We start from the raw sequence: 26,444 nt of genomic DNA, 5'->3' as shown, positions 1-26,444 counted from the left end.
ATTTGTTTCCCAAACCTTCGGTTTGTAAAACCTACACCGGAATCCGTTATCCCCGACGTTTTTAATTGATCCGACACTCGGTGGGGAGTTTCCCAAACCTTCGGTTTGTAAAACCTACGCAGCCATCAGCCCCTTATCAGATTGGGAATTAAACCTCCTCCTCTTCCGGCGGTGGTGCGAAGCGGAAGGGAACTTCTTTGGCTGGGTGCTCTAGCGAGATTCGACCTATTCGACCTGTGCGAAAGTCTCGTACGATGGCTTCTGATGCTTTGGTAAAGTCTACTTCACCGTCGGTAATGGTGCCGCGCTTTTCACCCACTCGGTGAATCACTTCATCAGCATCACCCGAAATGTCGACGCCATAGCGCTTTTCCAACAGTGCTGGGTAGGCTTGCTGCAGGTAATCCACCAAGAACATGGCGACATCGGAGTACTCCATTGCCGTATCGCGAATACTGCCAGCGGCGGCTAAGCGGAACCCTGATTCAATGCTTTTTGGTTTAGGCCAGGTTACCCCTGGCGTATCGTGAATGAATACACCATCTGCCAAAGCGACCTTTTGCTGGCCTTTAGTCACCGCTGGTTCATCACCTACTTTGGCAATTTTTTTGCCCACAAGGGTATTAATCAGCGTTGATTTACCCACGTTTGGAATCCCCACCACTAATAACCGCAGTGGTTTAATCATGTTGCCACGCTTTGGTGCCATGGCTTTTGTCCAGTCGACAACTTGCTTGCGCAGATTTTTTTGACCGTTAATGATTGCCTGCACCTGGGTCTTACCATCTGTTAACTCGTTTACCCAAGCTTTAGTGGTGTTTGGGTCGGCAAGATCAGATTTACTAAGCAAGCGCAAAACGGGCTTATCGCCCCTTAATTCAGCCAACAGCGGAGAAGACGCGGTGTCTGGGCAGCGAGCATCAAGAATTTCAATCACCACATCAATTCTTGGCATGATCTGTTTTATTTCTTTGCGAGCCTTGTTCATGTGGCCCGGAAACCAATGTATTTGCATGTCTCCTCCTATTTCCTGCTTATGATACCTGATCAGGCTCAACGAAGGTGCTTTGTTTTCTGGCAATTTCTGGGTAATGTATTGGAACCGGTGCCGAAATAAGGCATTTTGCTGGGACGGCAACGAAGATTTAAAACAACAACAATAGAACTGTATAGGGTAATTTCATGAAAAAAACACTCCTGAGTGCTGCGCTTACCCCGCTTATCGCTGCAATGACGTTAACTGCATGTGGTGGCAATGAACCAACAGAAGCAGCCAGTGCTGACAGTGCTGCTCCGGCAGCCGCAGAAGCAGAAGTAGCTGAAGTGCCTAACCTGCGCATTCTGCCAGAGCTTTCGACTGGCTTCATTCGCAACTTTAACCCGTTCAGCACACAAACTCGTCTGCGTACAACCCGCGAGTTTATGTATGAACCACTATATATTTCGAACATCCTAAAAGGTGGCGAAATCGATTATCGCTTAGCCACAGCAGCTGAGTTCTCGGATGACCTAAAAACCCTTACCGTTAAACTACGCGAAGGTGTGAAATGGTCAGATGGCGAAGCTTTCGACGCTGAAGACGTTGTATTCACCATCAACCTACTGCTGAACACAGATGAGCTAGATTCAGGCTCGATCACCAACGACAAAATTGCTAGCGTTACACAAGTTGATAGCCACACGGTTGAACTACAACTTGCAGAAGCCAATGCTAACTTCTTAGCACAGCTTGGTGAGTCGCTATACGTTGTGCCAGAACACATTTGGAAAGACGTAGAAAATCCTGCGCTGTACACCAACGAGAACCCGGTTGGCTCAGGCCCATTCACTGAAATCACTCGTTTCAGCCAGCAAATTTACGTGCAGTGCGAAAACCCACACTACTGGGATGCTGACAACCTAGCGGTTAAGTGTTTGGAAATGCCACAAGTAGTTGATAACAACGCGGCATTGATTCAAGCACAACAAGGCAAACTAGACTGGTTCTCGATCGGCATGATGGAGCCAGAAACGGTTTACACGTCGAAAAACGAAAACTTCAAATACTGGTTCCCGGCTGGTGGCACCGTAGGTTTAGCGCTAAACCTTGCAACAGCAAACGAAGCAGTTAACGAAGCGGTTAACAATGTTGAGTTCCGCCGCGCTATGTCTCAAGCAATGGATCGTCAAGCGATGATCGACTTTGCTAACCCAGCAGCGACCAACATGACTGACCCAACGGGTATGGGTGCAACTTACGCAGCTTGGGTTAACCAAGATGTGCAAGATCAGTACGGTGAGCTTCTGACTTACGACATCGACGCAGCCAAAGCTCGCTTAGAGGCAGCTGGCTTTGTTGATACCGATGGTGATGGTTTTGTTGAGACGCCATCAGGTCAAACACTCGCTTTCGAACTGTTAGTACCAAATGGTTGGACCGACTGGGTGAACACAGTACAAATCGCGATGGAAGGCTTGCAGAAAGCGGGCATCAACGCCGAAATGTCGACGCCTGAATGGGGCTTAATCATCGACAAGCGCTCAAGCGGTGAGTTCGATGTAGTGATGAACGGCTATGCCAACGGCGTAGATCCATTCGACTACTTCCACACTGGTTTCAATAGCCAGTTCCAGGATGCGTGTGGCAACCCTCAAGGTTGGTTCGCAATCAGCCGTTACTGTAATGAAGAGCTAGACAACGCACTAGCAGCCTTCACTCAGACCGTTGATGCTGGCGAACGTGGTGAGATCATGGACCGCGTACAAGCAATTTGGGCAGAAGACTTCCCAGTTGTACCGCTATACAACAACCCTACTTGGTACCAGTACAACGAAACCAACTTCACTGGTTGGTGGAGTGCTGAAAACCCACAAGGTCTACCTAACGTGAACCCAGGCAACGAATCTCGCCTGATGCTCGTTCTGGACCTAGAACCACGCATGTAAGCTCATTGCTTATGCGTTGGCCGGGCGCAAGCCCGGCCTCTCTCTCTAATTTAGCCGCTAGGTGCGCTTATGCAGTTTTTTGCCAGACGCTTGTCGTTCTACCTGGTAGCCTTTCTTATTGCCGCTACCATTAACTTTTTCTTGCCTCGCATTATGCCTGGTGACCCGTTGGCGATTATGTTCGGCCCCCAGATGGCGCGGATGTCGCCAGAAACCATCGACGCCATGCGCGACACCTTTGGTTTTTCGGACGCCCCGTTAATTCAACAATATTTCCAGTACGTCGTGAACGTGTTCCAGTGGGACCTTGGCGTATCGACTAAATTCTTCCCTAAACCAGTAAGCGAAGTATTGGCGGATGGCCTAGTGTGGACGCTGTTTTTGGTTGGCTCATCCACCATTATCAGCTTTTTGCTTGGTTCTATTCTCGGCTTGCTTGCCGCTTGGTTTAGGGGTTCCATATTTGACAGCCTCGCCACACCTGGGGCACTGGTCATGCAGTCCATCCCTTCGGTGGTCATCTGCTTAGTGGCCCTAATAATTTTTGGTATTGGGCTCAATTGGTTGCCCACAGGCTATGGTTACGACACTTCCTTAGACCCACAGTGGACCTTCGAGTTTGCCGGCAGTGTGCTTAAACACTCCATTCTGCCTATTGGCACGCTAGTGGTGTTCCAAATGGCGGGTTTCTTGATCCCAATGCGCGCCAACATGATTAACTTGCTTGGCGAAGACTACATCACTATGGGCCGTGCTAAGGGCTTATCGGGTAGCCGCGTGATGTTTACCTATGGTGCGCGCAACGCCTTGTTGCCATCAATGACAACATTGGCCATGGCGCTAGGCTTTGTGGTGGGTGGTTCATTCATCACCGAGGTGGTGTTTAACTACCCTGGTATTGGCTACATTATGTTTCAAGCCATTCTAGCTCGCGATTACCCGCTGGTTCAGGGCCATATGTTGATTTTCACTATGGTGATGCTGACCGCCAACTTCCTTGCAGACCTGCTTTACGTGGTGCTTGATCCACGCGTACGCCACGGAGGTGAAGCCTAATGTTTTTCAAACTGTTAATTCGCAACCCGCAGGCCGTTATCGGCATGTCTATTATGGCGTTTTTTATCGTCATTTCGCTGGCCGCGCCGATTATCGCGCCCTATGACCCAGAAGCCCGCGTCGGTTTACCACACGAAGCGCCTAGCAGTGAGCACCTATTTGGCACCTCGCGCATGGGCCGTGATGTGTTTAGCCAGGTGCTTTACGCTGGACAAATCTCGATTACCGTTGGTATTACCGCCGGTTTGATTACTACGTTTATCGCCCTAGCCACTGGCCTCAGTGCTGGCTACTTTGGCGGTCGTATTGATGAGGTCATTACCTTTGCTACAAACGTTATTTTGGTACTGCCGCAGTTACCGCTGCTGCTAGTACTCGCAGCGTTTTTAGGTGAGGTGAGCCCAGCCCTAATTGCCTTTATTATTGGTGTGACCAGTTGGGCCTGGGGGTCTAGGGTGATTCGCTCACAAACCTTGGCATTGCGCGAAAAAGAGTTCATTAAAGCAGCAGAACTTATTGGCGAACCAGCACGGCGCATTATTTTCATTGAGCTATTGCCAAACCTAATTTCAATCATTGGTTCTGGCTTTATTGGGGCGGTGATTTATGCCGTTATGACCCAAGCCACGCTTGAGTTCATTGGTTTGGGTGACCCAACATCCATCAGCTGGGGCACCATGCTGTATCATGCACAAACTAGCTCGGCTATTTATGTGGGCGCCTGGTGGGACCTTCTCGTGCCATGTGTTGCCATCTCACTATTTGGTGCGTCATTAGCACTGCTGAACTTTGCGGTCGACGAAGTGGCCAACCCGAAACTGCGTGCCAAAGGTGCCCTGCGGCGCTACAAGCGCATGCTAAAGCGTGGTGAGGTGAAAGCATGAAGCCATTATTAGAAGTTAATAACCTATGCATCGACTACCTAACCGCTGACACTAGCGTGCGGGCCGTCAATAACGTGTCGTTCACCATTGGCGAAGGCGAAGTATTCGGCCTTGCTGGTGAGTCGGGTTGTGGTAAAAGTACCGTGGCTTATGGTGTGACTCGCCTACACCAACCACCGGCCATTATCTCTTCAGGTAGCATCAAGTTTGCTGGCGAAGAAGTGCTTGACATGAATAAGGATCGCCTACAGAAGTATCGCTGGGGTGATGTAAGCATGGTGTTCCAGAGTGCAATGAACGCACTCAACCCAGTATTACGCGTGGAAAAACAGTTCCGCGACACACTGATGGCGCACAAAGTGGTGCGCAATAAAAAAGAAGCGCAAGCACGCACCGCTGAGTTATTAGACTTGGTTGGTATCAGCCCAAGCAGAATGTTCGACTACCCCCACCAGTTTAGTGGTGGTATGCGCCAACGTATCGTAATTGCGATTGCCTTGGCATTGAAGCCAAAACTCATTGTTATGGACGAGCCAACCACTGCCTTGGATGTTGTGGTGCAGCGTGAAATTCTGCAACAAATTCACGAGCTACAGAAGAAGCTTGGCTTCTCAATCTTGTTTATCACGCATGACTTATCACTGATGGTCGAGTTCTCGAATCGCATTGGCATCATGTATGCTGGTGAACTCGTTGAAGTAGCACCAAGCACCGAGATTTTATCGGTGCCTAAGCACCCATATACCGAAGGCCTTGGTCGCGCGTTCCCTGCCATTCATGGTGAAAAAACGCCATTAATCGGTATTCCAGGTACTCCGCTGGATTTAAGCAATGTACCAAATGGCTGTCGCTTTGCCGCCCGTTGCGAGTACGCCAACGACAAATGCAAAGCCAATGTACCTGAACTGATCGAAGTACAAAGCCACCTAGCCCGCTGTCACTACCCGCTGGAGGCCAAAGCATGAGCGAAAAGTTAACCCTAACAGTAAAGGGTCTTAAAAAAGACTTCCGCAGCGGTGGCACAACGCTCAATCCGAAAAAGATGCGCGCCCTCAATGACGTTAGCCTCAACCTAGAGAGTGGTAAGGCGCTAGCGATTGTTGGTGAATCGGGTAGTGGCAAAAGTACCATTGCTAAAATCATTACTGGAATTCACGACCCAACCGGCGGTGAGATTGAGCTGAATGGCAAAAATGTGGTGAAGCTTAAAGGCGACGACAAACGTAAATTTCGCCAGAAAGTACAAATGGTGTTTCAGGACCCGTTTGCCTCGCTCAACCCAACTCATACCATTCGCCATCATATTGAGCGGCCACTAAAAATTCATCGCAAACTTAAAGGCGATGCACTCGAAGCGGAAGTACTAAGAGTATTAACCGAAGTTGGCCTTACACCTGCTAAAGCGACGGCTGATAAGTACCCGCATGAGCTTTCCGGTGGTCAACGGCAACGGGTTAATATTGCCCGTGGCATGGCAGCAGGGGCTGAAATTATTCTAGCCGATGAGCCTACTTCGATGCTTGACGTGTCGATTCGAATTGGTGTACTCAATCTGATGTCTGATATGAAAGACAAACATGACATCGGCTTTATGTACATTACCCACGATATTGCCACAGCACGATACTTTGCCGAGCAAACCGCAGTAATGTATGTCGGGCACATGGTGGAATGGGGCGACACAGAAACCATTACCCAAGCGCCTAAGCACCCATACACGCAATTGCTAATTAGTGCGGTGCCAGACCCAAGCAAGAGAATTGATGCACCTCTACAAGGCGGTGAGCGTGGGGAGATTCCAGTTTGGTATCCAGATTCAGTGGGCTGCCCGTTTGCCGAGCGCTGTTTATCGGCAACCGATCACTGCCGCAAAGAAATGCCAGGCGTTACCCAATTGGCCGATAACCACTTCACGCGCTGCCATCTGTATAGTTAATCGATTTAGTCTTACAGCTACACTAGAGGGCTTCGGCCCTCTTTTTTTTGCCGCTTACAAAGCTTGTTTGTGCAACATGCAGTACACATCTTTATCACGATCAAAATCAATTGGGTTATTCACCCTCGCAGCAGGCTTGCCGCATTCTTTGCAGACAGGCCGATCAAAATGCTCAAGCCAAGCTAAATAATGCTCTTTGCTAACACCACAATGCTCAGCAGCCCATGCTTGCGGGTCGTCTAGGTACTCCATTAAACGCTTGGGTGCAATCGCGGTGTGGCCCGAACCTGGGTGATAGACCACCATCTCCACATCTGACCCTTGCAGCTGTTTTAATAGCCCCTCGGCGCTTTGATCCACAGCTTGCTGCAGCTGTTCTCGGGTATGTTCTAACTGGGTTTCTAACTTTTGCTTCACCCCGTCTAGGTATTCTCTGTCGATTGCCAAGCGCTGATTCTGCTGTTTGAGTCGATGGATTAATTCAGCATCATTCTTAGCTTCTAATGCCTGAAGCTTCTCGCTCTGGGCGGCAATCATGGCTTCGTAGCGCTCAGTGAGGCTTTCTAGCGCTTCTTCAGCTTCGATAAGCTTAGCCTGACTGCGAGCCGATAACTTCGCGTGCGCTTCGCCTTCTTGCTGTGCCAGCTTTAGCTTTTGGTTTAACAGTGACAGTTTTTCATCTTTTTCTTGAATAAACTTTTGGTAGTGGCGCTCTAATGAGAGATTCTTACCCTGCTCAGTCTCCAAAGCTTGGTTCAGTTCATCAATTTGTTTTGCCAGCTCATCTTTTTTCTGGCGCAACTGCAGCTCAACCTCTTTCCACTGCTCAGGCGGTTGTGCAGCAATAGGCTCGGGGACAGGCTCTGTTGTCGCGCTCTTACGAACAATGTTAAAGCCCAAGCGATTTTCTTTTAACCGACCCAGCACGCTGCCTAATGCTTTTTCGCCTAACACTTGGGTCTTAGGCGTCCACAACAGGGGCACATCTTTTTTCTCCCCTTGATAACCCTCGCGCTGAACAATGGGGATACCACACAACTGTGCATTGAGCATAGGCGCCATGGTAGATAGGTTTAAATGCCAGCGAGCGTCTGCTAGCCCCTTACCGTCAAAAGGAAGCGCAAACAGAACTGCATGCATGGGTGAAATTTGGTCATCGGCAGCGATGTAAATACCCTTTACCACCTTGTTGATAAACTCAGGCACCGAGATATAACGATCGAGCACAGCTTCAAACTCGCTAAAGCGCATCTCCTTGGTGATCGTCTCGTTGGTAAGTAGGTAGACTGCCTCGTAGGCGACAAATTTCTGCATAACGTCCATCTTTGCTCTGCTGTATAGCTAGTATGGCGCGATATCGGAAATCTGCATAGAAGGGAATGAGTAACAGGTTTGTTTAGTTCACAATAAAGTTACATTTCTACCGCATCGTCGAACACGTCCTGCTCTTCTTCGTAGTCGTACTGGCCTTGATCAATCAATTCATCGATAAAGTCTTCCATTGTTTTTTACTCTTTCAGTTAACTTTGCGGATACTATGATGCGACTCGATGAAAGTTTTATGAATACGGCGATTGCAGGGTTATTAGAACTATATGGGCACCCTGTAGGTTGTACGGCGCGTGGTTATCGGTCATTCCCGCGCAGGCGGGAATCTAATCACCACATTCGAAACAGCAAATTAGACACCGATAAAAGCATTCGGGTGTGACGCAGGGAGTTGTTTCCCGAACCTTAAGTTCGTAAAACCTACAGACATAAAAAAAACACGCCTAATGCGTGCCATGATTCTTCCAAATTTTACTCTAATATAGAGTGGCGGAACGGACGGGACTCAACCGGCAACCGCGTTGCCGCGACGGAGTCGCTCGAGTGCGCTGGATAACCTCAAGGAAAATGGCGGAACGGACGGGACTCGAACCCGCGACCCCCGGCGTGACAGGCCGGTATTCTAACCAACTGAACTACCGCTCCGCAGCGGAATTGGTGGGTGTGAACGGGTTCGAACCGCTGACCCTCGCCTTGTAAGGGCGATGCTCTCCCAACTGAGCTACACACCCATCAAAAGATGGTGACCTAATGGTCGTTACACTTTGCAATACTGCCACTTTCAAAAGAAAGTGGCGGAACGGACGGAACTCGACTGGGCAGACACTCTGCCCGCGACAAGGTCGCATCACATTTCATTTCCACTAATTTCTATTTAAGAAAAAGTGGCGGAACGGACGGGACTCGAACCCGCGACCCCCGGCGTGACAGGCCGGTATTCTAACCAACTGAACTACCGCTCCACAGTAGTGGTGGGTGTGAACGGGTTCGAACCGCTGACCCTCGCCTTGTAAGGGCGATGCTCTCCCAACTGAGCTACACACCCACATTCAACTAGTGCTTCGAAACTTAAAGTGGCGGAACGGACGGGACTCGAACCCGCGACCCCCGGCGTGACAGGCCGGTATTCTAACCAACTGAACTACCGCTCCGCATTAAGTGGTGGGTGTGAACGGGTTCGAACCGCTGACCCTCGCCTTGTAAGGGCGATGCTCTCCCAACTGAGCTACACACCCACTTTCAGCAGCACTCGCTGAAGTGTGCTGCGCATTCTAACGATATTTTCCCCTCTGTCAAACCCTTTGTAGCATTTTTTTCAATTTTTTCAGTAACTTAGCTTCAAAGGGCTTTCAAACAAACAATAAAAAGCCCCGCTATCTAGCGAGGCTTTTGGCATGCATTAGTAACCTTTAGCTAAAGTAGCTAATCATTACACCAGCTGCCACAGCAGAACCAATTACACCTGCTACGTTTGGACCCATGGCATGCATGAGCAGGAAGTTTTGGTTGTTAGCTTCCAAACCAACCTTGTTCGATACACGCGCTGCCATTGGTACAGCAGATACACCCGCCGAACCAATCAATGGGTTAAGCGGCTGCTTGAGGAACAAGTTCATAAACTTAGCCATTAATACACCTGTCGCCGTACCAACCATAAAGGCCACCAAACCTAGAATAATGATACCTAGCGTTTCAGCAGACAAGAAGGTTGCTGCACTCATTTGTGAGCCCACAGCCAAGCCAAGGAAGATGGTTACTGTGTTGATCAAGGCATTCTGAGCCGTATCACTTAAACGATCTACAACACCACATTCTTTCATTAGGTTGCCTAAACAGAACATACCAAGAAGCGGCGCCGCAGCCGGCAAGAACATTGCCACAGCGATCAGCACAACAATAGGGAAGACGATTTTTTCGGTTTTGCTCACTGGGCGAAGCTGAACCATCTGAATTTTACGCTCTTCAGAGTTCGTTAACGCCTTCATAATTGGCGGCTGAATCAGCGGCACCAACGCCATGTATGAGTATGCTGCTACCGCGATAGGTGCCAGCAAATGATCAGCAAGCTTACTGGCCACGAAAATGGACGTTGGTCCATCTGCCCCACCAATAATACCGATCGCCGCCGCTTCCATAACAGAAAATTCAAATAAACCCGTTGCATTCAGTGCCACTGCGCCTAATACAGTACCGAAGATACCAAACTGCGCTGCTGCCCCTAGGAACAAGGTTTTTGGGTTTGCCAATAGCGGCCCAAAGTCGGTCATCGCACCCACACCCAAGAAGATCAGCAGCGGAAAGATTCCCGACTTAATCCCCACCGAGTAGATGTAGTACATCATACCGCCTGCCTCTAGCATTGCGCCATCAGCGGCATAAATAGGTGCGTCAATAAAGTTTGCACCTGGGATGTTCACCAAAATGGTGCCAAAACCAATTGGTACCAGTAGTAGTGGCTCAAACTTCTTACCTATGGCGAGATAAAGAAGAATAATACCGATGAACATCATCAGCGCCTGACCCAGTTCAAGATTATAAAACCCTGAATCGGTCCAAATTGTCATTAACTTTTCCACACTACACCTCTTACAACGTCAACAGCGTATCGCCGACGGCAACTGAATCACCCTCTTTGACCGCAACAGACTGAACGGTGCCCGCTCGAGGCGCACTCACTTCTGTTTCCATCTTCATGGCTTCAAGCACCATAATGGTTTGCCCTTCTTCAACCTGCTCACCTGGCTGAACAAATACTTTGAAGATATTACCTGCGAGTGGGGCAGGCACAGGCTCGCCAGACCCAGATGGCGCTGGCTGGACATTAACATCACCGCCTTCAGCAATGCTCGTGGCATAACGCTTGCCATTAATAGTGACCGCAATTGAGCCATCTTGTTCAACTTGGGCAACATAATCTTTGCCTTCAATGTTGACCGTATAAACATCACTACCCGTGGCAGCAGGCTTGGCTGTCACTTCTTCACCAGTCGGTGCAGGTTCAAAGGCTGAGGCATCACCGCGGTTTTTCAAGTATTTCAAACCAATTTGCGGGAACAGCGCGTACGTTAACACGTCATCTACTTCAGCTGCTGCAAGCGAAAAACCTTCTTTGCTCGCCAACTCTTTTACTTCGTTTGTTAGCTTGTCCATTTCTGGATCTAGCAAATCACCTGGGCGACAAGTAATGGCTTCACCACCATCTAGTACTCGTGCTTGCAATTCTTTGTTGAACTCAGATGGTGCTGCACCGTATTCGCCTTTCAGAATACCAGCCGTTTCTTTCGAAATAGACTTGTAGCGCTCACCGGTTAGTACATTCAGCACCGCCTGCGTACCAACAATTTGTGAGGTAGGCGTAACCAGTGGAATAAAGCCAAGGTCTTCCCGCACACGAGGAATTTCAGCTAGCACTTCGTCGAACTTATCGCCCGCACCCTGCTCTTTTAGCTGGTTTTCCATATTGGTTAACATGCCACCTGGCACTTGTGCGACCAGAATACGTGAGTCGACACCACGCAATGCGCCTTCAAACTTGGCGTACTTTTTCCGCACATTGCGGAAGTAGCCAGCAATTTCTTCAAGCAAGTCAATGTTTAGATTGGTATCTCGTTCAGTGCCCTTTAAGGCTGCGACGATAGACTCGGTAGGACTATGACCATAGGTTTGTGACATTGAAGAAATAGCGGTATCAACACGATCAACGCCAGCTTCGACTGCTTTCATGATCGACATCGAAGACAAGCCAGCCGTTGCATGAGCATGTAGCTGGATCTCAAGATCGGTTTCAGCTTTCAGGCGCGACACCAACTCGTAGGCATCATAAGGCGTTAAAATGCCAGCCATATCTTTGATAGCAAGTGAGTCAGCGCCTAAGTCTTCGATTTCTTTTGCTAACGACAACCAGTTGTCGAGCGTGTGAACCGGACTAGTTGTATATGAAAGTGTACCTTGAGCATGTTTACCCTGTTTTTTCACCGCCTCTAGTGCACGCTTTAGGTTGCGAGGGTCATTCATTGCGTCAAATACACGGAAAACATCAACGCCATTTTCCGCGGCACGTTCAACAAACTTGTCTACCACATCGTCGGCATAGTGACGGTAGCCAAGCAGGTTTTGGCCGCGCAACAACATCTGCTGCTTGGTATTTGGCATCGCCTTTTTCAGTTCACGAATGCGCTCCCATGGGTCCTCACCCAAAAAGCGGATGCATGAATCAAAGGTTGCCCCACCCCAAGATTCAATTGACCAGTAGCCTACTTGGTCAAGCTTGGCAGCGATTGGCAGCATGTCGTCCAGGCGTAAACGCGTGGCAAACAGTGATTGGTGGGCATCACGCAGTACGACATCTGTAATGCCGAGTGGCTTGTTATTTTCGCTCATAAAGGTATGCCTTTTCTATACAAGTAATTGGAGAGACTATCGATTGCGAGTGGCGTATACTGCTGCTGCAACCGCGGCCACTTTGTCTAATTCAGCGGCGGGCGCTGTTGCCTGGCGGGCAACAGGCCTTGCTGGTTCTTGTTTTTCTGGCAACAAACGAATGATTTTCGACATGATAGTTGTTGCCACAACCAATACGGTTAAAAACACAAATACGGTGCCCATACCTAATGCCATTAGGTTAAAGGCATCGGAAAATAGCTCGTTCATAACTTTCTCCGGTCACATCAAGACCCGCCAAAACGGAACGTTGACGTTACATTTTTTCTAAGCAAAATTCCTAACTACGATACAGCAAGCCAGCTATGCAGTTCAAGAACAAAAACGAGACACTATATTTAATGGCATAATCAATGCCGATGCCTACAAAATCAAAGAACTTAACCGAACTTAACAACTTTAGAGCACTTTCAAGATAATGAGCATGATTTATTTAGCCCCAATGGAGGGCCTTGCCGACTATACTTTAAGGCAAATTTTGAGCGAGACCTCACAGTTTGACATGCTCGTTAGCGAATTCGTGCGCGTCGTAGACCTTGTTTTGCCCGCGAAAGTCTTCCGCCGCAACTGCCCAGAATTGTTTAATCAAGCACGAACCGAAAACGGCACACCGGTGCGCATTCAATTGTTAGGCAACCACCCAGAAATCATGGCACGAAATGCCAAAAAAGCCATTTCTTTAGGAAGTCAAGGCATCGACTTAAATTTTGGCTGCCCGTCTAAAACCGTTAATAAATCATGTGGTGGCGCGGTACTATTAAAAACACCTGAGGTGATGTACGAAGTGGCAGCACGTGTGCGTGATACGGTTGATCCTCAACATAAGGTAACGGCAAAAATGCGTTTGGGGTTCGATGATGATCAAAACGCCGAAGTGATTGCGCAGCATCTAGATCGCGCTGGTGTCGATACCATTACCGTGCATGCTCGAACTAAGACTCAGGGCTACAAACCACCGGTATACTGGCAACGCATCAATGATGTTCGAAAATCCGTCAACTGCAATGTTGTGGCCAATGGCGATATATGGACACCTGAGGACTATGATAACTGTCGACAGTTAAGCGGCTGCAGCGACGTAATGATTGGCCGCGGCGCGGTCCGCAACCCATTACTGGTGAATCAAATTCGCGACCGCAGCACGAGCAATTTAAGCAACGAGCAATTATTGGCATTGCTGCAAAAAATGATAGACCGCCTGCTCGCCAATCAAATGCCCGAACGCTATATTGCCGGGCGCATCAAACAGTGGCTAAGCCATATGGTGCAGCATCAAAGCACACTTGAACCACTATATAGTCAAATAAAGCCCCTGCGCCACTACCAAGACATTCAACGCTTAATCGGTTAACTCTCGGCTGCGCACTGCTGTCCCATCTTGCACGCCCACATCGCGTTGAAGATGGGGCGGCAATGACCTCAAATCACTAGGCTTAACCGTTTGTTTTGCAGGCCTTGCGGTATGCTTAACCTTAATCGCGAGCTTAAGCGGAAGCTGCCAGTAAATTGCAATCATCATAACGTTTCCTTATGCATTCTCATTGTGCTACTGAACGCTAGGCATTATGGGTGCATTAATAGTAGACTTCGAACGATCAAAACTGATGACTACTATAAGTAATTCTTATGATAAAGACTGCCCGCTACCTTCCCTATATCCATACTTTTTTAGTGGCTGCGCAGTGTAAAAGCTACACTCAGGCGGCTGAAAAACTATGCATTACGCAGGCAGCGATTAGTCAGCAGATGCGAACATTAGAAACACACCTTGGCCAACCACTATTTTACCGCCAAGGCCGCAGCATGGCCCTAACCCAAGCCGGAGAGCTACTAGCGAGCCAATGCCAACCAGCCATCGAGCAAATTAGCAGCGCCATTGCACAATTACAGCCACAACCCATTGCCGGCGAGCTTAGGGTTTCATCGTCGCCATCCTTTGCTTCTCGCTGGCTGATGCCACGCATGTGGCGCTTTAGTCTGGCCCATCCCGACATATCCATTCAGCTACATACTTCATCGCGGCGAATGTCGAGCGAGTCGCGCAGCCAACTAGGAAGCGGTGAAATAGATGTCGAGATTTGCTTAGCAACAGACGACACGCGCAATCTAATTGAACACAATCTATTTACTGGCCCTGTCTACCCAGTTGCTTCGCCATTCATTGGTAAACAAATCACTAGCCCAGAAACACTGCTTAACTACTGGCTAATAGAGCGAGAGAACGAGCGACACTTTAGCTGGGAAAACTGGTTCAAACAGCTAGGCATCGACATGTGCCTCGCCAACCCTAGCCAGCTGCAGGTGATCAGCCTAGACAATGCCCTATCGGCCGTATGTGCTGGCCACGGAGTGTGCTTTGGTGTGCATCAACTCGTACAGGACTTAATTGCTAAAGGCGACCTAGTGCAGGCGCATACTCATTGCTTTGATCAACAACTTACCTTCGCCGCTTATTATTTATCACAAACCCGCAAGCAAGCTCGCATTCAATGCTTCCTAGACTGGATTAGCCACGAAGTGAGCGTTCAAGCCGGACAAGCGGACGATCAGACAATTCTTAGCTCTTCTGTATAAAAGTTTAAAGAAAACTTAAAAATATGAATAAACCATCATAAAAATAAATGATTTTGAAATAAAAATTAGACAAGATAAAAAGGAAGATGGCGCACCCGGCACGATTCGAACGTGCGACCGCCTGGTTCGTAGCCAGGTACTCTATCCAGCTGAGCTACGGGTGCGTAAGTCTGATGACAACAGGTGTTGCTAAAGTGGGAATTTTCTAAACCATCAGGAGAGTTAGAAAATGGCGCGCCCGGCACGATTCGAACGTGCGACCGCCTGGTTCGTAGCCAGGTACTCTATCCAGCTGAGCTACGGGCGCGTAAGTCTGATGACAACAGGTGTTGCTAAAGTGGGAATTTTCTAAACCATCAGGAGAGTTAGAAAATGGCGCGCCCGGCACGATTCGAACGTGCGACCGCCTGGTTCGTAGCCAGGTACTCTATCCAGCTGAGCTACGGGCGCTTAGATTCTGATTGAGATTTGCAAGTACCAACTTTAACCATCAGAAGAGTTAAAATGGCGCGCCCGGCACGATTCGAACGTGCGACCGCCTGGTTCGTAGCCAGGTACTCTATCCAGCTGAGCTACGGGCGCTTTGCGTGGCGGAGAGAGAGGGATTCGAACCCTCGATAGGATTTCTCCTATACACCCTTAGCAGGGGTGCGCCTTCAGCCACTCGGCCACCTCTCCAAACACGGCGCTTATGATACTTATATATTTTCTATTGTAAAGGGAAAAAACTTAGAAAATTCAAAGAATTAGCGCCGATTTCTAAAACGACTTAATAACCTTGGTCGTCGTCGTCGCCATTCATTTCACGCTGAATGCGCTGATAAATTTCTTCGCGGTGTACCGCAACATCCTTCGGCGCATTCACACCAATACGCACCTGGTTGCCTTTTACACCCAATACAGTAACGGTAACGTCGTCACCGACCATCAGGGTTTCGCCAACTCGGCGTGTCAAAATAAGCATTTAGCCTAACTCCTAAATTATTTTCTTCTTACTTCGTCCTAGCATGCCAAATTAGCGATCCTTGCGCTAAGAGGGTGTTTCCTATCTCTTAGACTAGCTAGTTGATTCGTCTAATGCAAAAGCAGAATGCAAAGCACGTACTGCAAGTTCGCAATACTTCAATGCTACCACAACTGAGATCTTGATCTCAGATGTAGAAATCATTTGAATATTAATACTTTCTGCCGCTAATGCATCAAACATTTTTGATGCCACACCCGCATGGCTGCGCATTCCTACGCCAACCAATGAGACTTTAGCAATTTCGTCGTCACCAATCACCTCGCGTGCGCCTAATTCCGCGCAGAGTTGATCTAGCACACGCTTAGCTTTAGCGAATTCACCTTTGCTTACGGTAAAGGTGAAGTCGGTGGTTTGATCGCTACCAATATTTTGCACAATCATATCGACTTCAATATTTTGTGCGCTAATTGGCCCAAGAATGCGCGAAGCCACACCAGGAATGTCTGGCACGCCAACCATAGTTAACTTGGCTTCATCACGACTAAAGGCAATACCTGATATTAACGGCTGCTCCATAACATCCTCGTTATCTATGGTAATCAAGGTACCTGGGCCATCTTCAAACGACGACAGCACACGCAACGGTACATTATACTTGCCAGCGAACTCAACTGAGCGAATTTGCAACACTTTCGAGCCCAAGCTAGCCAGCTCAAGCATTTCTTCGAAAGTTATCTTCTCCATGCGCCGCGCCTTAGGCTCTACGCGCGGGTCTGTGGTGTACACGCCATCCACATCTGTATAGATCTGACATTCGTCGGCGTTAATCGCAGCAGCGAGGGCGACGGCAGTGGTATCCGAGCCACCACGCCCGAGCGTGGTTATATTGCCCTGCTCATCTACCCCTTGAAAACCTGCTACCACAACAATTTGGTTATTATCTAGGTGCTGGTGGATTGTTTGCTCATCGATACTCTTGATACGCGCCTTACTAAACGCGCTATCGGTTAGGATGCGCACTTGCGAGCCCGTCATCGAGATTGCATCCACACCTCGCTGGTGCAGCGCCATAGACAACAGCGCAATGGTTACTTGCTCACCGGTCGACAACAGCACATCCATTTCACGCGCCGTTGGCTGCTCACTAATCTCATTAGCCAGCGCCACCAATCGATTAGTCTCGCCACTCATTGCTGAGACAACAACTACCACTTGGTCACCAGCTTTCTGGTGCTTCACCAAACGATCGGCCACCGCATTGATGCGCTCAACACTACCAACCGATGTACCACCAAATTTTTGAACCAGTAATGCCATCGGGCTTCCTTATTCAACTTTTTGACCGGGCTGAATGCTCGCCACATCGCAGAAGGGTGGTGGCTAGTGCTTTGAGACCGTCACCCGCAGGGAGCGGGTGCCGAGCCTACAGGGAAGTACTTGCGGCGTGTCGAAAAAGTACTTGCGACCACTCTTCTTACAAATGTGGCGAGCATCCAGCCCGCCACCGAACTATCTTGCCGGATTTATTATGACAACAAGCTTACCGCTACTTGCAGGGCATCATCGATGCCAGTTGGGTTTTTACCACCCGCTTGGGCGAAGTCTGGCTTACCGCCGCCACGTCCATCTACTTTTTCAGCTGCTTGTTTAACTAAGTCACCGGCTTTAATTTTTCCGATCAAATCTTTGGTTACGCCAGCCGCTAGGCTTACTTTGCCATCGTTGTCAGCTGCTAGCAGCACAACACCACTGCCTAGCTTATCTTTTAGCTGGTCAACCATGTCACGTAGTGCACCACCTTGGGCTTCCACTTTCGCAGCAACTAGCTTGATACCGTTAATTTCTTGCGCGCTGCTTGCTAGGTCGGCGCCAGCACTCGCGGCCAGCTTCTGCTGTAGCTGCTCTAGCTGCTTTTCTAGCTCGCGAGTTTTCTTCGTTAACGCAACCACTTTTTCAGCCGCCATTTCCGGCGCTGCTTTCAGTGTAGCGCCAATGGTGTTCAACGCACGACGGTTGTCGTTGATGTAAGTCGCTGCCGCAGGACCTGTTACCGCTTCAATACGGCGAATACCGGCGGCAATACCACCTTCACTAATAATGCGGAAGTAGCCAATATCGCCGGTGCGCTTAACGTGCGTACCACCACATAGCTCTACTGAGAAGCGATCTTCACCCATCGCTAACACACGTACTTCATCGCCGTACTTCTCACCAAAAAGCATCATGGCACCAGACTCTTTTGCTTCGTCCATGCTCATTAACTTGGTGCTTACTTCACCATTGGCAACAATCTGTTGGTTAACCAAGGCCTCTACGGCTTCGATTTGCTCAACGGTCATTGCTTCATTGTGAGCGAAGTCAAAGCGCAAACGGTCCGCTGTTACCATAGAACCTTTTTGCTCAACATGGGCACCCAAAATTTGGCGCAGCGCAGCATGCGCTAAGTGTGTTGCAGAGTGATGACGAGCAATGGCCTCACGCTCGTCAGCATCAACCGAGGTGCTAACCGCCTGACCAACTTTGATATCACCCTTAAGCACTTCGATGCTGTGCAGGTGAATATCGCCTTGCTTTTGGCAGTCGGTAACACGAACGTTATTGGCTTCATCAAAGATAAAACCAGTATCGCCACACTGACCACCAGACTCAGCGTAGAAAGGTGTTTGGTCTAGTACCAAACGGCCTGCTTCGCCCGCCGCTAGTGATTCAACCGCAGCGCCTTCTTTAAATAGCGCCACAACCTTAGCTTGCTGGCTTAGCGTGTCGTAGCCGTCGAACTTAGTCGCATCGGCTGCAGATAGGTCAACCTTGGCACCCGCTTTGAAGTTAGACGCTTCACGCGCACGTTGGCGCTGCTCGTCCATTGCTGCTTCAAAACCAGCTTCATCAATGCTGAAACCATTTTCGCGTGCTACGTCAGCGGTTAAGTCAGCAGGGAAGCCGTAGGTGTCGTATAGCTTGAATACCGTTTCGCCATCAATCTGTTTGCCTTCAGCTGCTTGCATTTCTGCTTCAAGAAGCTTCATACCGTTGGCTAACGTGCGGCCAAACTGCTCTTCTTCGGCGTGTAGTGCACGCACAACGTTATCGCGCTGCTCTTTAAGCACTGGATATGCTTCGCCCATTTCAGCGATTAGCGCGTCAACTAGCTTGCTAAAGAAAATCGCCGGAGCACCCAGCTTGTTACCATGGCGTAGCGCACGGCGAATGATGCGGCGCAATACATAACCACGGCCTTCGTTTGACGGCAATACGCCATCAGCGATCAAGAACGCACATGAGCGGATATGGTCAGCAATAACGCGCAGAGAACGGTTTTCAAGGTCGGTGCAGCCCGTTACTTCGCTGGCAGCTTTAATTAGGTTAACAAAAAGATCAATTTCATAGTTCGAGTGAACGTTTTGCAGTACCGCTGCCAAACGCTCTAGACCCATGCCGGTATCGATCGACGGATTTGGTAGTGGGTTCTTGTTACCCGCTTCGTCACGATCGTACTGCATGAATACAAGGTTCCAGATTTCGATGTAACGATCGCCATCTTCATCAGGAGAACCCGGAGGACCACCGGCCACATCGGCACCGTGATCGTAAAAAATCTCAGTAGATGGACCACAAGGGCCAACATCACCAGCAGACCAGAAGTTATCTTCGTCTAGCTTAGAGAAACGCTCTGGTGATACACCAATCTCTTCTTTCCAAATCCTCTCGGCTTCGTCATCCGAGATATGAACCGTTACCCAAAGTTTTTCTTCTGGTAGACCAAGTTCTTTGGTTAGGAATTCCCAAGCAAACTGAATCGCTTCGCGCTTGAAGTAGTCGCCAAAGCTAAAGTTACCCAACATTTCGAAGAATGTATGGTGGCGCGCAGTGTAACCAACGTTCTCTAGGTCGTTGTGCTTACCACCAGCACGAACACAGCGCTGCGCCGTGGTTGCACGCGTGTAGGCACGCTTTTCCGCACCCAAGAAACAATCTTTAAATGGCACCATGCCCGCAGCAGTGAACATCAATGTAGGGTCGTTGTGCGGAATCAGCGAGGCGCTTTCTACCTCGGTATGACCTTTAGTCACGAAATAATCTAAAAACCGGCGGCGAATCTCAGCGCTTTTCATCGGAAATATCCTATAAATTTTGCTCTATTTATATGGGTGCAAGATATTACACGGCATTGCCCATAGGTGGAAGCGCCGCAGTTGGCGCCGGGCGTGAAATTGTGGAGCTTTGGCAGAGACGGCGCGAAAACATGGGCTGGCGTCTGCGACGACACCGGTCAAAGCAGGTAGGCATCGGGTTGCGGACACGGCGCGGGTACATCCCTAATCCATCGCCAGCACACGCCCACGTTTTTCGCGACCGGACGAGAAATCGCGCCACGTTATTGCTGGCAAAGGCAAAACCTCGTCATTACCCGCGAACGCGGGAAGTAGGTCGGTAAATCATGGTGCGTGTTTTTGCACCATGTTTGCCGACAAATCAGGCACCACACCGTCATCCCCCATCTAGCTGACGAATCAAATAATGGGCGTAGGTTGGACAAACCAGAGGTTTGGCCAACAATCCACCCTGCCAGCAATCCTACAAATACCGCTCCACCACATCGAAGCCGATCAATTCCGATACATCACCCAATAAGTGCAGGCAATCTTTGTTGGTAATTTTTAGCTCAAAAGGCACCTGTATATACTGACTGGCGTAGCTGTCATCTAATTTCACCTCTACGCCAGCGAGCTGTGCCACTCTGTACCAAGCAAGTACTTCTAGCGGGAAGGCAGTCCATGGGTTGTACTCCAGAGGATCTTTGGCCCCTTTCCCCTTTGACGCGCGCTGCACGTGAATGTCCATCAGCTTTTGCAGGGCGTCTAGCGGCACCTGTTGGCTGAAAAACTCATCATAGGCAAAACCAGGCTGCACCAGGGTGAGTTGTTGATTGCCGACACTGGCCAGCATGTTATGCACAAAGGCGAAGTAGATAGGGTCGTATTGCTCGGGAAAACTAAACTGACTGTTTTCTAGTGGCTCGGCTAAAAATGCTTTTAGTTTTTCCCGGTAAAATACCTCGGCCTTTTGATAACCAAAGTACAGCGCCAACAACCAATGATTGACTAAAAACTCATCTTGGATTGCTTCATGATACTTAGGGTCATTCAAACGTTCAGTTTGGTCGGCAACAAAGGTCGTAAGCAAACCAGAGACAAATTCTTGTATACCTTCAGCACAGGGCCCTTTAGCAGCAGCTACTTTAAATAAGCTTTCTGACAGCTGAGCGGTAAGCGCTGCAGTTGTTGCATACTCTCTACCCACCAAGCCAGGTACACTATGCGCTTCAGCCTTGAGTGACTTAGCGTACTCATTGTGCATTTGATAAAGACGCTCATTCATGTCCGCAGCTTGCGTATCAATTATTTTTTTGAGTTTTTTGTCCATATTATTTCCACTCTTTAATCGTGGTATTGAGCTTGCCATTCTCGTTTAAAACATCCTTGGTGCGCACAACAAAACCATCGAAGTGATTTTTGGCTCGGCCATTATTTTCATTGTAGCGAACCTGCTCAATCTGAACCCGCGCAGCAAACTCGCGTACGCTTTCGTCGGTGTTTTGCCAGTTGCGGTAACCGCTGGTCGCTTTCGGCTAGTCGAACAGGCCAGCCTGCCGAATACTGTCGCATATGCATTAACCACTAGTAATACACAGAAATCAACCGGCTAGATATAGTAACGATTGCACCTTCCCAAATGGATATCAATGACACCAGAAGAGCAACAAAAGCCGGTGACCAAAGGCCTGCTGCGAACCACCATCAAAGAAGCGACAGGTATATTGCTTCTAACTGAGCTGGCGAAATCATTAAAGCAAAGCCGAGCCCTGCGGTTCACATTGCTTGGGTTGGGAGTAGTTATGGCAGGGTTTGTATATTTTCTTATGTCACAGGCTCCATAAGCCGTTTTTGATGACTAACCCCAGCAAGCGACACCGCTGCATAACCAAGCCGTTGATAAAACAGAGCGGCATCAACCGTATCTGTGTATAAGTTCAACTGGCTAAAGTGCTGAGCCGCATGGGTTTCAATCGCATCCATTAGCAGCCGCCCCACTCCGCTGCCCCGGTATTCTGGCAACACATAAACCCGCCGAACTCGACCGACACCACTAGCTGACTCAAACGGATCGATATTCACCCCACCAATAGCAACCAGGCGCCTGCCATCCAATACGACAAACAAAGCCTCGCCTTGTTGATCAAAACGATTGTTACCACTATCAAAATCTACAATAAGGCGGCGAATAAAGTTAAAGGCACTAACCGGCATGAACAGCACTACCTGCTTTGGTGACAACCTTAATGACCTACCCATGTTCACAATTGCCGATACCGCGATTGCCACTGCCAATGCGGTAGAACAAACCAAATCATCAGCCTGCCAAGTAATTACTCACCATAAAAACGACGCTGTGGCGGAGTATTTGGCGACTTGTGAACCAGACTGACAGACGCTGAAATAACCACTATAAAGACCTAATAAGAGGGCTTTTAAATGACCATTAGAATTCTAGCTGATGTCGCTGCAAGTATTACCGAGCTAAAGGCAAATCCAATGAAAGTGGCTACCAGTGCATACGGTGAACCTGTCGCGGTAGTAAACCGAAATGAACCCGCTTTTTATTGCGTACCTGCAGAAGCCTACGAAATGATGATGGATAGGCTGGAAGATTTGGAACTTTTAGCCATTGCCAAAGAGAGGGAGTCAGAAGAGAGCATTTCGGTTAACATCGATGACTTATAAGCTCAATTTTAAGAAGAGCGCACTGAAAGAGTGGAAAAAGCTTGGCTCTACGCGGCAAAAACTCCTACACGAGAAAATATTATGAGTACATTCTTAAAATCTGAGCTACAAGTTGTCACCCAAAACGGTGATAGAAAGTCTGAAACCTCAAAAAATTGCGCGCAAGAGATAGAAACCATGATGCTGCTGAAGATGCTTGCACTTGGACAGCGGCAGATCGATACAGGGAAGACTCGGACGGCTAGTCAAGCAATCGCCAATGTTAGAACTTTAGCTGATAATTAATAGGGGCTCGCTAACAGTGCACTTGTCGCCAAAAACCCTGCTTCGCAGCGTTATTTAGCGACCTACGAACAGCAAGAATTTTGCAAACCACTCCGCCTAAACATCACCATCCGACAGCATTTGACGACAATTCCGAACGGTTAGTACTCGAACTTCGCGACCAATGCTGTAGATAATACGATAATGACCAAAGATGATTTCGCGAAAGTTTGTATTGGGTAATTCTGGAACAAAGCGCCCCATTTAAGGCATACTGGCAAGTCGTTCGGTTTTATCAAAAAACGTCGTTTACCCACTTTTCTGCAGCAGATGGGCTATCTAGCGATATAAACTCTGCCACATCACCAAGCTTTTCAAGCGCTAATGGAGACCAAACGACTTTCACTTCTTAATGCGCCCTAGCACTTGCGCTCGCGCGTCGTCACTAGCTACACCTAAGCCTGACGATAGCTGAGCTTCTGCTGTGCGCATCTCTTCTAACAACTCGATTTTCTCTTGCATGGCTTCGTACTCTGCCACATCAAGCACTACAGCAACCCCTTTACCACGCTGAGTGATCACCAGCGGGCGACGAGTCTCATTAATTTGCTTGATGAAAGAAGTAACGCCAGCTCGAAACTCAGATAGTGGCTGGATATCTTGATCAAAACGAATACGGCTCATAAAAGACCTTTAAAAGTACAAAACATTGTACAATTTTTAGATCAACCACAGGTGATGAGCAATCAATACTGCAGAGAAAGCGCTAATTATTTTAGGGCATTGTCGCCAAAAACCCTGCTTCGCAGCGTTATTTATCGACCTACGAACGAGCCACCAAGCATTAAGAAATTAGAACTCTTCATTGCGCTGCCAATAACTAATCACCTTACGCACGGTATCAAAGTCAAAGCCGCGGCCAACTAGCCAGCGGGTGAATTTTTGTTGTTGTTTAAAGTCTCGGGCTTGCTCGGCGCGTTTGCGTGAAACCTCCAGGGCGATTTCATACCAGTCTTGTTCGGCAAAGATGGGTTGGGCGAGTTGCGCTTTGATGCCACGCTGGCTGAGTGCCGAGCGGATTTTCATTGGCCCGTCGCCACGCGAGACTTTGGCGCGAATAAACTGCTCACAAAATCGCTCGTCGCTTTGATAGCCAAGCTCAACTAAGCGCTCAATGGCGGCTTCTATGTCGTCGCTTTCATAACCTTTTTGGCCGATTTTCTGGCGAAGCTCGGTTTGTGAGTGCTCACGGCGAGAGAGTAAATCGACACCTACTTCAAAAGCGCTTTTTTCTGTTTGCATTAACCTATCCCGTTAAAACATCCTGCTAAACAAAAAAGCGCCCCAACGATGGCTGATCGCTGAGGCGCTTACTGGGGAAAATTTTAGTGCGATATCCCTCAAAAAGGGTTACTTAGCCTTTTCAGCCTTGCCTGCTTTTTCTTCAGCTGGTTGCTCAGCGTATTGCTCAGGCATGTAGTGCTTGCGAATGGCTAGTTCAATTTCGCTACCAATCTCTTTGTTCTCTTCCAAGAACTTACAAGCATTGGCTTTACCTTGGCCAATCTTGTTGCCTTTGTAGCTGTACCAAGCACCTGACTTGTCGACTAAGCCAAGGTTTACACCTAGGTCGACAATCTCGGCGTTACGGTAGATACCTTTACCGTACATGATTTGGAATTCTGCTTGTTTGAACGGCGGTGCAATCTTGTTCTTCACAACTTTCACACGCGTCTCGTTACCCACTGCTTCGTCACCATCTTTGATCGTACCAGTACGGCGAATGTCTAGACGAACAGATGAGTAAAACTTCAGTGCGTTGCCACCGGTTGTGGTTTCTGGTGAGCCGAACATGACACCAATCTTCATACGAATCTGGTTAATGAAGATCACTAGTGTGTTCGCTGCTTTTACGTTTGCGGTGAGCTTACGTAGTGCTTGTGACATCAAGCGTGCTTGTAGGCCTACGTGCGAGTCACCCATTTCACCTTCGATTTCCGCTTTAGGTACTAGCGCTGCAACCGAGTCGATGACAAGTACGTCTACAGAGTTTGAGCGCACTAGCATGTCAGCGATTTCTAGTGCTTGCTCACCTGTGTCAGGCTGAGAAACTAGAAGGTCGTCAACATTTACACCTAGCTTGCGAGCATATACAGGGTCTAGAGCGTGCTCGGCATCGATAAATGCACAAGTGCCGCCTGTTTTTTGCGCTTCGGCAATGGCTTGCAGCGTTAGCGTTGTTTTACCCGAGGATTCTGGGCCGTAGATCTCTACGATACGACCTTTTGGAAGACCACCGGCACCTAGGGCAATATCAAGGCTTAGCGAGCCCGTTGATACCGTTTCGATATCTAGCGACTTCTGGTCGCCCATACGCATAACTGAACCTTTACCGAACTGACGTTCAATTTGGCCAAGCGCCGCGGCTAGTGCCTTTTCTTTATTTGCATCCATGGTCTGCCCTCAATGAAATACTGTAAATAATAACAGCATAGTAGCGACTATTTTTTCGTTCGCCAAGTATCAGATCGAAATTATTTGTTGCTAAGTTGCGCAACGAGCATTGTCATCGCTTGCAAAGCCGCTTGCTGGCGCACTTTGGCGCGATCGCCTGCAAACAAAAATTTTTCCGCAATGACTTCTTTGCCTCGGCCTAATACTGCAATCCATACAGTACCGACTGGCTTTTCTGCTGTGCCCCCACCCGGGCCTGCGACACCAGAAATGGCGATCGCCCAATCAGCGTCACTATTGGCTAGGGCGCCAGCACACATTTGCGCCACAACCGGCTGACTGACCGCGCCGTCTGACTTAATTACATTGGCATCCACACCTAGCCACCCCGATTTGGCTTCGTTGGCATAGGTCACCCAAGCACCTAAAAACCAAGCCGAGCTACCAGCAAGCTCAGTGAGCGTGGTGGCGACTAGACCACCAGTGCAGCTCTCGGCTGTCACCATGGTTTGGTGGTTAGCCGTTAATAAATTAGCAAGTTTTTCTGCTTGCTCAATCAGTTGAGTCATGGTCGCTCCATAAATAATGGCTCAAAGTTAGAAACTAGGATTAGGTTACTTGGGTTTTACAGTACTGGCGAGGGGTGGATTGCTTTGTGGGTTTGCCGACCTACCTGAGGAATGACGGTGGGATGATGTGGTATTGAATTTGTAATTCGAGCGACTTAGCTACGTCAATCAAGTCGCGAAAAATTTGGGCGGATAGTAGTGTCTCACTAAGCTAAGGGGATGGGTGGTTCAATAGCGAACCGTCAGGCAACAGGACGTTGCCTG

27 protein-coding genes and 11 tRNA genes are annotated in these 26,444 nt (G+C 48.8%); 10 read left to right on the top strand and 28 right to left on the bottom strand.

The genetic code is table 11. The features are described from left to right. Positions 1-148: 148 nt before the first annotated feature. Positions 149-1,015: a ribosome biogenesis GTPase YlqF gene (gene ylqF, locus DUW71_RS11335; protein ID WP_119395368.1), complete on the bottom strand. Its 867-nt coding sequence runs from the start codon at positions 1,013-1,015 to the stop codon at positions 149-151. 167 nt (positions 1,016-1,182) lie between these two features. Here ylqF and DUW71_RS11330 point away from each other — a divergent pair, with 167 nt between their 5' ends. The 5 genes from DUW71_RS11330 (at position 1,183) to DUW71_RS11310 (ending at position 6,801) form a co-directional block, all read left to right on the top strand. Further along, complete coding sequence (locus DUW71_RS11330; RefSeq protein WP_119395367.1) at positions 1,183-2,925, top strand: ABC transporter substrate-binding protein; 1,743 nt, start codon at positions 1,183-1,185, stop codon at positions 2,923-2,925. Positions 2,926-2,994: 69 nt separating this feature from the next. Continuing rightward, the gene (locus tag DUW71_RS11325; RefSeq protein ID WP_119395366.1) at positions 2,995-3,981 is read left to right on the top strand and encodes an ABC transporter permease; all 987 of its coding nucleotides are present in this window, start codon (positions 2,995-2,997) and stop codon (positions 3,979-3,981) included. After that, positions 3,981-4,865, top strand: a complete 885-nt coding sequence (locus tag DUW71_RS11320; protein ID WP_119395365.1) for an ABC transporter permease — start codon at positions 3,981-3,983, stop codon at positions 4,863-4,865. Before DUW71_RS11325 ends, DUW71_RS11320 begins: the two co-directional genes overlap by 1 nt. Then, complete coding sequence (locus DUW71_RS11315) at positions 4,862-5,830, top strand: ABC transporter ATP-binding protein (protein WP_119395364.1); 969 nt, start codon at positions 4,862-4,864, stop codon at positions 5,828-5,830. The genes DUW71_RS11320 and DUW71_RS11315 overlap by 4 nt, the downstream gene beginning before the upstream one ends. Next, positions 5,827-6,801 carry an ABC transporter ATP-binding protein gene (locus DUW71_RS11310; RefSeq protein ID WP_119395363.1) on the top strand — a complete coding sequence of 325 codons (975 nt, stop codon included), beginning with the start codon at positions 5,827-5,829 and terminating at the stop codon, positions 6,799-6,801. Before DUW71_RS11315 ends, DUW71_RS11310 begins: the two co-directional genes overlap by 4 nt. A 54-nt stretch (positions 6,802-6,855) precedes the next feature. Here the strand turns inward: DUW71_RS11310 and DUW71_RS11305 are convergent, their stop codons facing one another. The 10 genes from DUW71_RS11305 to DUW71_RS11260 all read right to left on the bottom strand — a co-directional run bounded on the left by DUW71_RS11305 (position 6,856) and on the right by DUW71_RS11260 (position 12,780). Further along, positions 6,856-8,115 (bottom strand): hypothetical protein, encoded by a 1,260-nt coding sequence (locus DUW71_RS11305; RefSeq protein WP_158584021.1) that lies wholly within the window; start codon positions 8,113-8,115, stop codon positions 6,856-6,858. 583 nt (positions 8,116-8,698) lie between these two features. Beyond that, positions 8,699-8,775, bottom strand: a tRNA-Asp gene (locus DUW71_RS11300). Between the two features lie 10 nt (positions 8,776-8,785). Further along, a tRNA-Val gene (locus DUW71_RS11295) sits at positions 8,786-8,861 on the bottom strand. A 154-nt stretch (positions 8,862-9,015) separates the two neighbouring features. After that, positions 9,016-9,092: transfer RNA gene (locus DUW71_RS11290), tRNA-Asp, on the bottom strand. Positions 9,093-9,099: 7 nt separating this feature from the next. Next, positions 9,100-9,175, bottom strand: a tRNA-Val gene (locus DUW71_RS11285). 29 nt (positions 9,176-9,204) lie between these two features. After that, positions 9,205-9,281, bottom strand: a tRNA-Asp gene (locus DUW71_RS11280). An 8-nt stretch (positions 9,282-9,289) separates the two neighbouring features. After that, positions 9,290-9,365: transfer RNA gene (locus DUW71_RS11275), tRNA-Val, on the bottom strand. A 174-nt stretch (positions 9,366-9,539) separates the two neighbouring features. Then, positions 9,540-10,706, bottom strand: a complete 1,167-nt coding sequence (locus DUW71_RS11270) for a sodium ion-translocating decarboxylase subunit beta (RefSeq protein WP_119395361.1) — start codon at positions 10,704-10,706, stop codon at positions 9,540-9,542. 10 nt (positions 10,707-10,716) lie between these two features. Next, the gene (gene oadA / locus DUW71_RS11265; RefSeq protein ID WP_119395360.1) at positions 10,717-12,510 is read right to left on the bottom strand and encodes a sodium-extruding oxaloacetate decarboxylase subunit alpha; all 1,794 of its coding nucleotides are present in this window, start codon (positions 12,508-12,510) and stop codon (positions 10,717-10,719) included. Between the two features lie 36 nt (positions 12,511-12,546). Beyond that, positions 12,547-12,780, bottom strand: coding sequence for an OadG family transporter subunit (locus tag DUW71_RS11260; protein ID WP_119395359.1), 234 nt, complete (start codon positions 12,778-12,780; stop codon positions 12,547-12,549). Positions 12,781-12,994: 214 nt separating this feature from the next. Here DUW71_RS11260 and DUW71_RS11255 point away from each other — a divergent pair, with 214 nt between their 5' ends. Beyond that, a complete protein-coding gene (locus tag DUW71_RS11255) occupies positions 12,995-13,921 on the top strand; it encodes a tRNA dihydrouridine synthase (protein ID WP_158584018.1) in 927 nt (308 codons plus the stop codon). Here DUW71_RS11255 and DUW71_RS11250 read toward each other — a convergent pair. Then, entirely contained in the window at positions 13,910-14,089 is a 180-nt protein-coding gene (locus tag DUW71_RS11250; RefSeq protein ID WP_119395357.1) for a hypothetical protein, read from the bottom strand. The genes DUW71_RS11255 and DUW71_RS11250 overlap by 12 nt on opposite strands. 107 nt (positions 14,090-14,196) lie before the next feature. Here DUW71_RS11250 and DUW71_RS11245 point away from each other — a divergent pair, with 107 nt between their 5' ends. After that, a complete protein-coding gene (locus DUW71_RS11245; RefSeq protein WP_119395356.1) occupies positions 14,197-15,144 on the top strand; it encodes a LysR family transcriptional regulator in 948 nt (315 codons plus the stop codon). 87 nt (positions 15,145-15,231) lie between these two features. Here DUW71_RS11245 and DUW71_RS11240 read toward each other — a convergent pair. The 10 genes from DUW71_RS11240 to DUW71_RS11185 form a co-directional block, all read right to left on the bottom strand. Next, positions 15,232-15,308 (bottom strand) — tRNA-Arg (locus DUW71_RS11240). A gap of 66 nt (positions 15,309-15,374) precedes the next feature. Then, positions 15,375-15,451, bottom strand: a tRNA-Arg gene (locus DUW71_RS11235). Positions 15,452-15,517: 66 nt separating this feature from the next. Beyond that, positions 15,518-15,594: transfer RNA gene (locus tag DUW71_RS11230), tRNA-Arg, on the bottom strand. A 55-nt stretch (positions 15,595-15,649) separates the two neighbouring features. Continuing rightward, positions 15,650-15,726, bottom strand: a tRNA-Arg gene (locus DUW71_RS11225). Positions 15,727-15,732: 6 nt separating this feature from the next. Then, positions 15,733-15,822 (bottom strand) — tRNA-Ser (locus tag DUW71_RS11220). A 91-nt stretch (positions 15,823-15,913) separates the two neighbouring features. Beyond that, positions 15,914-16,108, bottom strand: a complete 195-nt coding sequence (csrA, locus tag DUW71_RS11215; RefSeq protein WP_119395355.1) for a carbon storage regulator CsrA — start codon at positions 16,106-16,108, stop codon at positions 15,914-15,916. Positions 16,109-16,201: 93 nt separating this feature from the next. Continuing rightward, positions 16,202-17,428, bottom strand: coding sequence for an aspartate kinase (locus tag DUW71_RS11210; protein ID WP_119395354.1), 1,227 nt, complete (start codon positions 17,426-17,428; stop codon positions 16,202-16,204). Between the two features lie 209 nt (positions 17,429-17,637). Then, on the bottom strand, positions 17,638-20,223 hold the full coding sequence (alaS, locus tag DUW71_RS11205; RefSeq protein ID WP_119395353.1) for an alanine--tRNA ligase: 2,586 nt from the start codon (positions 20,221-20,223) through the stop codon (positions 17,638-17,640). A 463-nt stretch (positions 20,224-20,686) separates the two neighbouring features. Beyond that, complete coding sequence (locus DUW71_RS11200) at positions 20,687-21,535, bottom strand: hypothetical protein (protein WP_119395352.1); 849 nt, start codon at positions 21,533-21,535, stop codon at positions 20,687-20,689. Between the two features lie 494 nt (positions 21,536-22,029). Beyond that, positions 22,030-22,419: a GNAT family N-acetyltransferase gene (locus tag DUW71_RS11185; protein WP_158584016.1), complete on the bottom strand. Its 390-nt coding sequence runs from the start codon at positions 22,417-22,419 to the stop codon at positions 22,030-22,032. Here DUW71_RS11185 and DUW71_RS11180 point away from each other — a divergent pair. From DUW71_RS11180 to DUW71_RS11165, 3 genes are read left to right on the top strand one after another with little or no spacing between them, the layout of a single operon-like run. Next, positions 22,418-22,597, top strand: a complete 180-nt coding sequence (locus DUW71_RS11180) for an HAD hydrolase family protein (protein ID WP_119395348.1) — start codon at positions 22,418-22,420, stop codon at positions 22,595-22,597. The two genes, DUW71_RS11185 and DUW71_RS11180, sit on opposite strands and share 2 nt — an antisense overlap. Before the next feature lie 47 nt (positions 22,598-22,644). Beyond that, positions 22,645-22,893 (top strand): type II toxin-antitoxin system Phd/YefM family antitoxin, encoded by a 249-nt coding sequence (locus DUW71_RS11175; RefSeq protein ID WP_119395347.1) that lies wholly within the window; start codon positions 22,645-22,647, stop codon positions 22,891-22,893. 30 nt (positions 22,894-22,923) lie between these two features. Next, positions 22,924-23,178, top strand: coding sequence for an antitoxin, Phd family protein (locus tag DUW71_RS11165; protein ID WP_199671209.1), 255 nt, complete (start codon positions 22,924-22,926; stop codon positions 23,176-23,178). A gap of 96 nt (positions 23,179-23,274) precedes the next feature. On the opposite strand, the gene DUW71_RS17825 is transcribed toward DUW71_RS11165, so the two are convergent. From DUW71_RS17825 to DUW71_RS11140, 6 genes are all read right to left on the bottom strand, one after another. Continuing rightward, entirely contained in the window at positions 23,275-23,421 is a 147-nt protein-coding gene (locus DUW71_RS17825; protein ID WP_233546112.1) for a type II toxin-antitoxin system RelE/ParE family toxin, read from the bottom strand. A 31-nt stretch (positions 23,422-23,452) separates the two neighbouring features. Continuing rightward, entirely contained in the window at positions 23,453-23,563 is a 111-nt protein-coding gene (locus tag DUW71_RS17820) for a type II toxin-antitoxin system RelE/ParE family toxin (RefSeq protein ID WP_233546110.1), read from the bottom strand. Then, positions 23,560-23,841 carry a type II toxin-antitoxin system Phd/YefM family antitoxin gene (locus tag DUW71_RS11155; protein WP_119395345.1) on the bottom strand — a complete coding sequence of 94 codons (282 nt, stop codon included), beginning with the start codon at positions 23,839-23,841 and terminating at the stop codon, positions 23,560-23,562. Before DUW71_RS11155 ends, DUW71_RS17820 begins: the two co-directional genes overlap by 4 nt. A gap of 168 nt (positions 23,842-24,009) precedes the next feature. Further along, positions 24,010-24,459 carry a regulatory protein RecX gene (locus DUW71_RS11150; protein ID WP_119395344.1) on the bottom strand — a complete coding sequence of 150 codons (450 nt, stop codon included), beginning with the start codon at positions 24,457-24,459 and terminating at the stop codon, positions 24,010-24,012. Between the two features lie 108 nt (positions 24,460-24,567). Then, entirely contained in the window at positions 24,568-25,611 is a 1,044-nt protein-coding gene (gene recA, locus DUW71_RS11145; RefSeq protein ID WP_119395343.1) for a recombinase RecA, read from the bottom strand. A gap of 80 nt (positions 25,612-25,691) precedes the next feature. After that, positions 25,692-26,180 (bottom strand): CinA family protein, encoded by a 489-nt coding sequence (locus tag DUW71_RS11140; RefSeq protein ID WP_119395342.1) that lies wholly within the window; start codon positions 26,178-26,180, stop codon positions 25,692-25,694. Positions 26,181-26,444 lie beyond the last annotated feature (264 nt).

This window comes from Salinibius halmophilus (assembly GCF_003577475.1).
Lineage (GTDB): Bacteria > Pseudomonadota > Gammaproteobacteria > Pseudomonadales > Natronospirillaceae > Salinibius > Salinibius halmophilus.
This window is presented reverse-complemented; position numbering and strand designations above follow the sequence as displayed.

What these genes read in the sequence shown, in the direction of transcription:
- ylqF (WP_119395368.1), bottom strand. Translation starts at nt 1,015, where the DNA reads ATGCAAATACATTGGTTTCCGGGCCACATGAACAAGGCTCGCAAAGAA.
- DUW71_RS17825 (WP_233546112.1), bottom strand. Translation starts at nt 23,421, where the DNA reads ATGGGGCGCTTTGTTCCAGAATTACCCAATACAAACTTTCGCGAAATC.
- oadA (WP_119395360.1), bottom strand. Translation starts at nt 12,510, where the DNA reads ATGAGCGAAAATAACAAGCCACTCGGCATTACAGATGTCGTACTGCGT.
- DUW71_RS11255 (WP_158584018.1), top strand. Translation starts at nt 12,995, where the DNA reads ATGATTTATTTAGCCCCAATGGAGGGCCTTGCCGACTATACTTTAAGG.
- DUW71_RS11330 (WP_119395367.1), top strand. Translation starts at nt 1,183, where the DNA reads ATGAAAAAAACACTCCTGAGTGCTGCGCTTACCCCGCTTATCGCTGCA.
- recA (WP_119395343.1), bottom strand. Translation starts at nt 25,611, where the DNA reads ATGGATGCAAATAAAGAAAAGGCACTAGCCGCGGCGCTTGGCCAAATT.
- DUW71_RS11185 (WP_158584016.1), bottom strand. Translation starts at nt 22,419, where the DNA reads ATGCCGGTTAGTGCCTTTAACTTTATTCGCCGCCTTATTGTAGATTTT.
- DUW71_RS11325 (WP_119395366.1), top strand. Translation starts at nt 2,995, where the DNA reads ATGCAGTTTTTTGCCAGACGCTTGTCGTTCTACCTGGTAGCCTTTCTT.
- DUW71_RS11200 (WP_119395352.1), bottom strand. Translation starts at nt 21,535, where the DNA reads ATGGACAAAAAACTCAAAAAAATAATTGATACGCAAGCTGCGGACATG.
- DUW71_RS11175 (WP_119395347.1), top strand. Translation starts at nt 22,645, where the DNA reads ATGACCATTAGAATTCTAGCTGATGTCGCTGCAAGTATTACCGAGCTA.
- DUW71_RS11140 (WP_119395342.1), bottom strand. Translation starts at nt 26,180, where the DNA reads ATGACTCAACTGATTGAGCAAGCAGAAAAACTTGCTAATTTATTAACG.
- DUW71_RS11310 (WP_119395363.1), top strand. Translation starts at nt 5,827, where the DNA reads ATGAGCGAAAAGTTAACCCTAACAGTAAAGGGTCTTAAAAAAGACTTC.
- DUW71_RS11305 (WP_158584021.1), bottom strand. Translation starts at nt 8,115, where the DNA reads ATGCAGAAATTTGTCGCCTACGAGGCAGTCTACCTACTTACCAACGAG.
- alaS (WP_119395353.1), bottom strand. Translation starts at nt 20,223, where the DNA reads ATGAAAAGCGCTGAGATTCGCCGCCGGTTTTTAGATTATTTCGTGACT.
- csrA (WP_119395355.1), bottom strand. Translation starts at nt 16,108, where the DNA reads ATGCTTATTTTGACACGCCGAGTTGGCGAAACCCTGATGGTCGGTGAC.
- DUW71_RS11315 (WP_119395364.1), top strand. Translation starts at nt 4,862, where the DNA reads ATGAAGCCATTATTAGAAGTTAATAACCTATGCATCGACTACCTAACC.
- DUW71_RS11320 (WP_119395365.1), top strand. Translation starts at nt 3,981, where the DNA reads ATGTTTTTCAAACTGTTAATTCGCAACCCGCAGGCCGTTATCGGCATG.
- DUW71_RS11150 (WP_119395344.1), bottom strand. Translation starts at nt 24,459, where the DNA reads ATGCAAACAGAAAAAAGCGCTTTTGAAGTAGGTGTCGATTTACTCTCT.
- DUW71_RS11155 (WP_119395345.1), bottom strand. Translation starts at nt 23,841, where the DNA reads ATGAGCCGTATTCGTTTTGATCAAGATATCCAGCCACTATCTGAGTTT.
- DUW71_RS11210 (WP_119395354.1), bottom strand. Translation starts at nt 17,428, where the DNA reads ATGGCATTACTGGTTCAAAAATTTGGTGGTACATCGGTTGGTAGTGTT.
- DUW71_RS11245 (WP_119395356.1), top strand. Translation starts at nt 14,197, where the DNA reads ATGATAAAGACTGCCCGCTACCTTCCCTATATCCATACTTTTTTAGTG.
- DUW71_RS11250 (WP_119395357.1), bottom strand. Translation starts at nt 14,089, where the DNA reads ATGATGATTGCAATTTACTGGCAGCTTCCGCTTAAGCTCGCGATTAAG.
- DUW71_RS11260 (WP_119395359.1), bottom strand. Translation starts at nt 12,780, where the DNA reads ATGAACGAGCTATTTTCCGATGCCTTTAACCTAATGGCATTAGGTATG.
- DUW71_RS11180 (WP_119395348.1), top strand. Translation starts at nt 22,418, where the DNA reads ATGAACAGCACTACCTGCTTTGGTGACAACCTTAATGACCTACCCATG.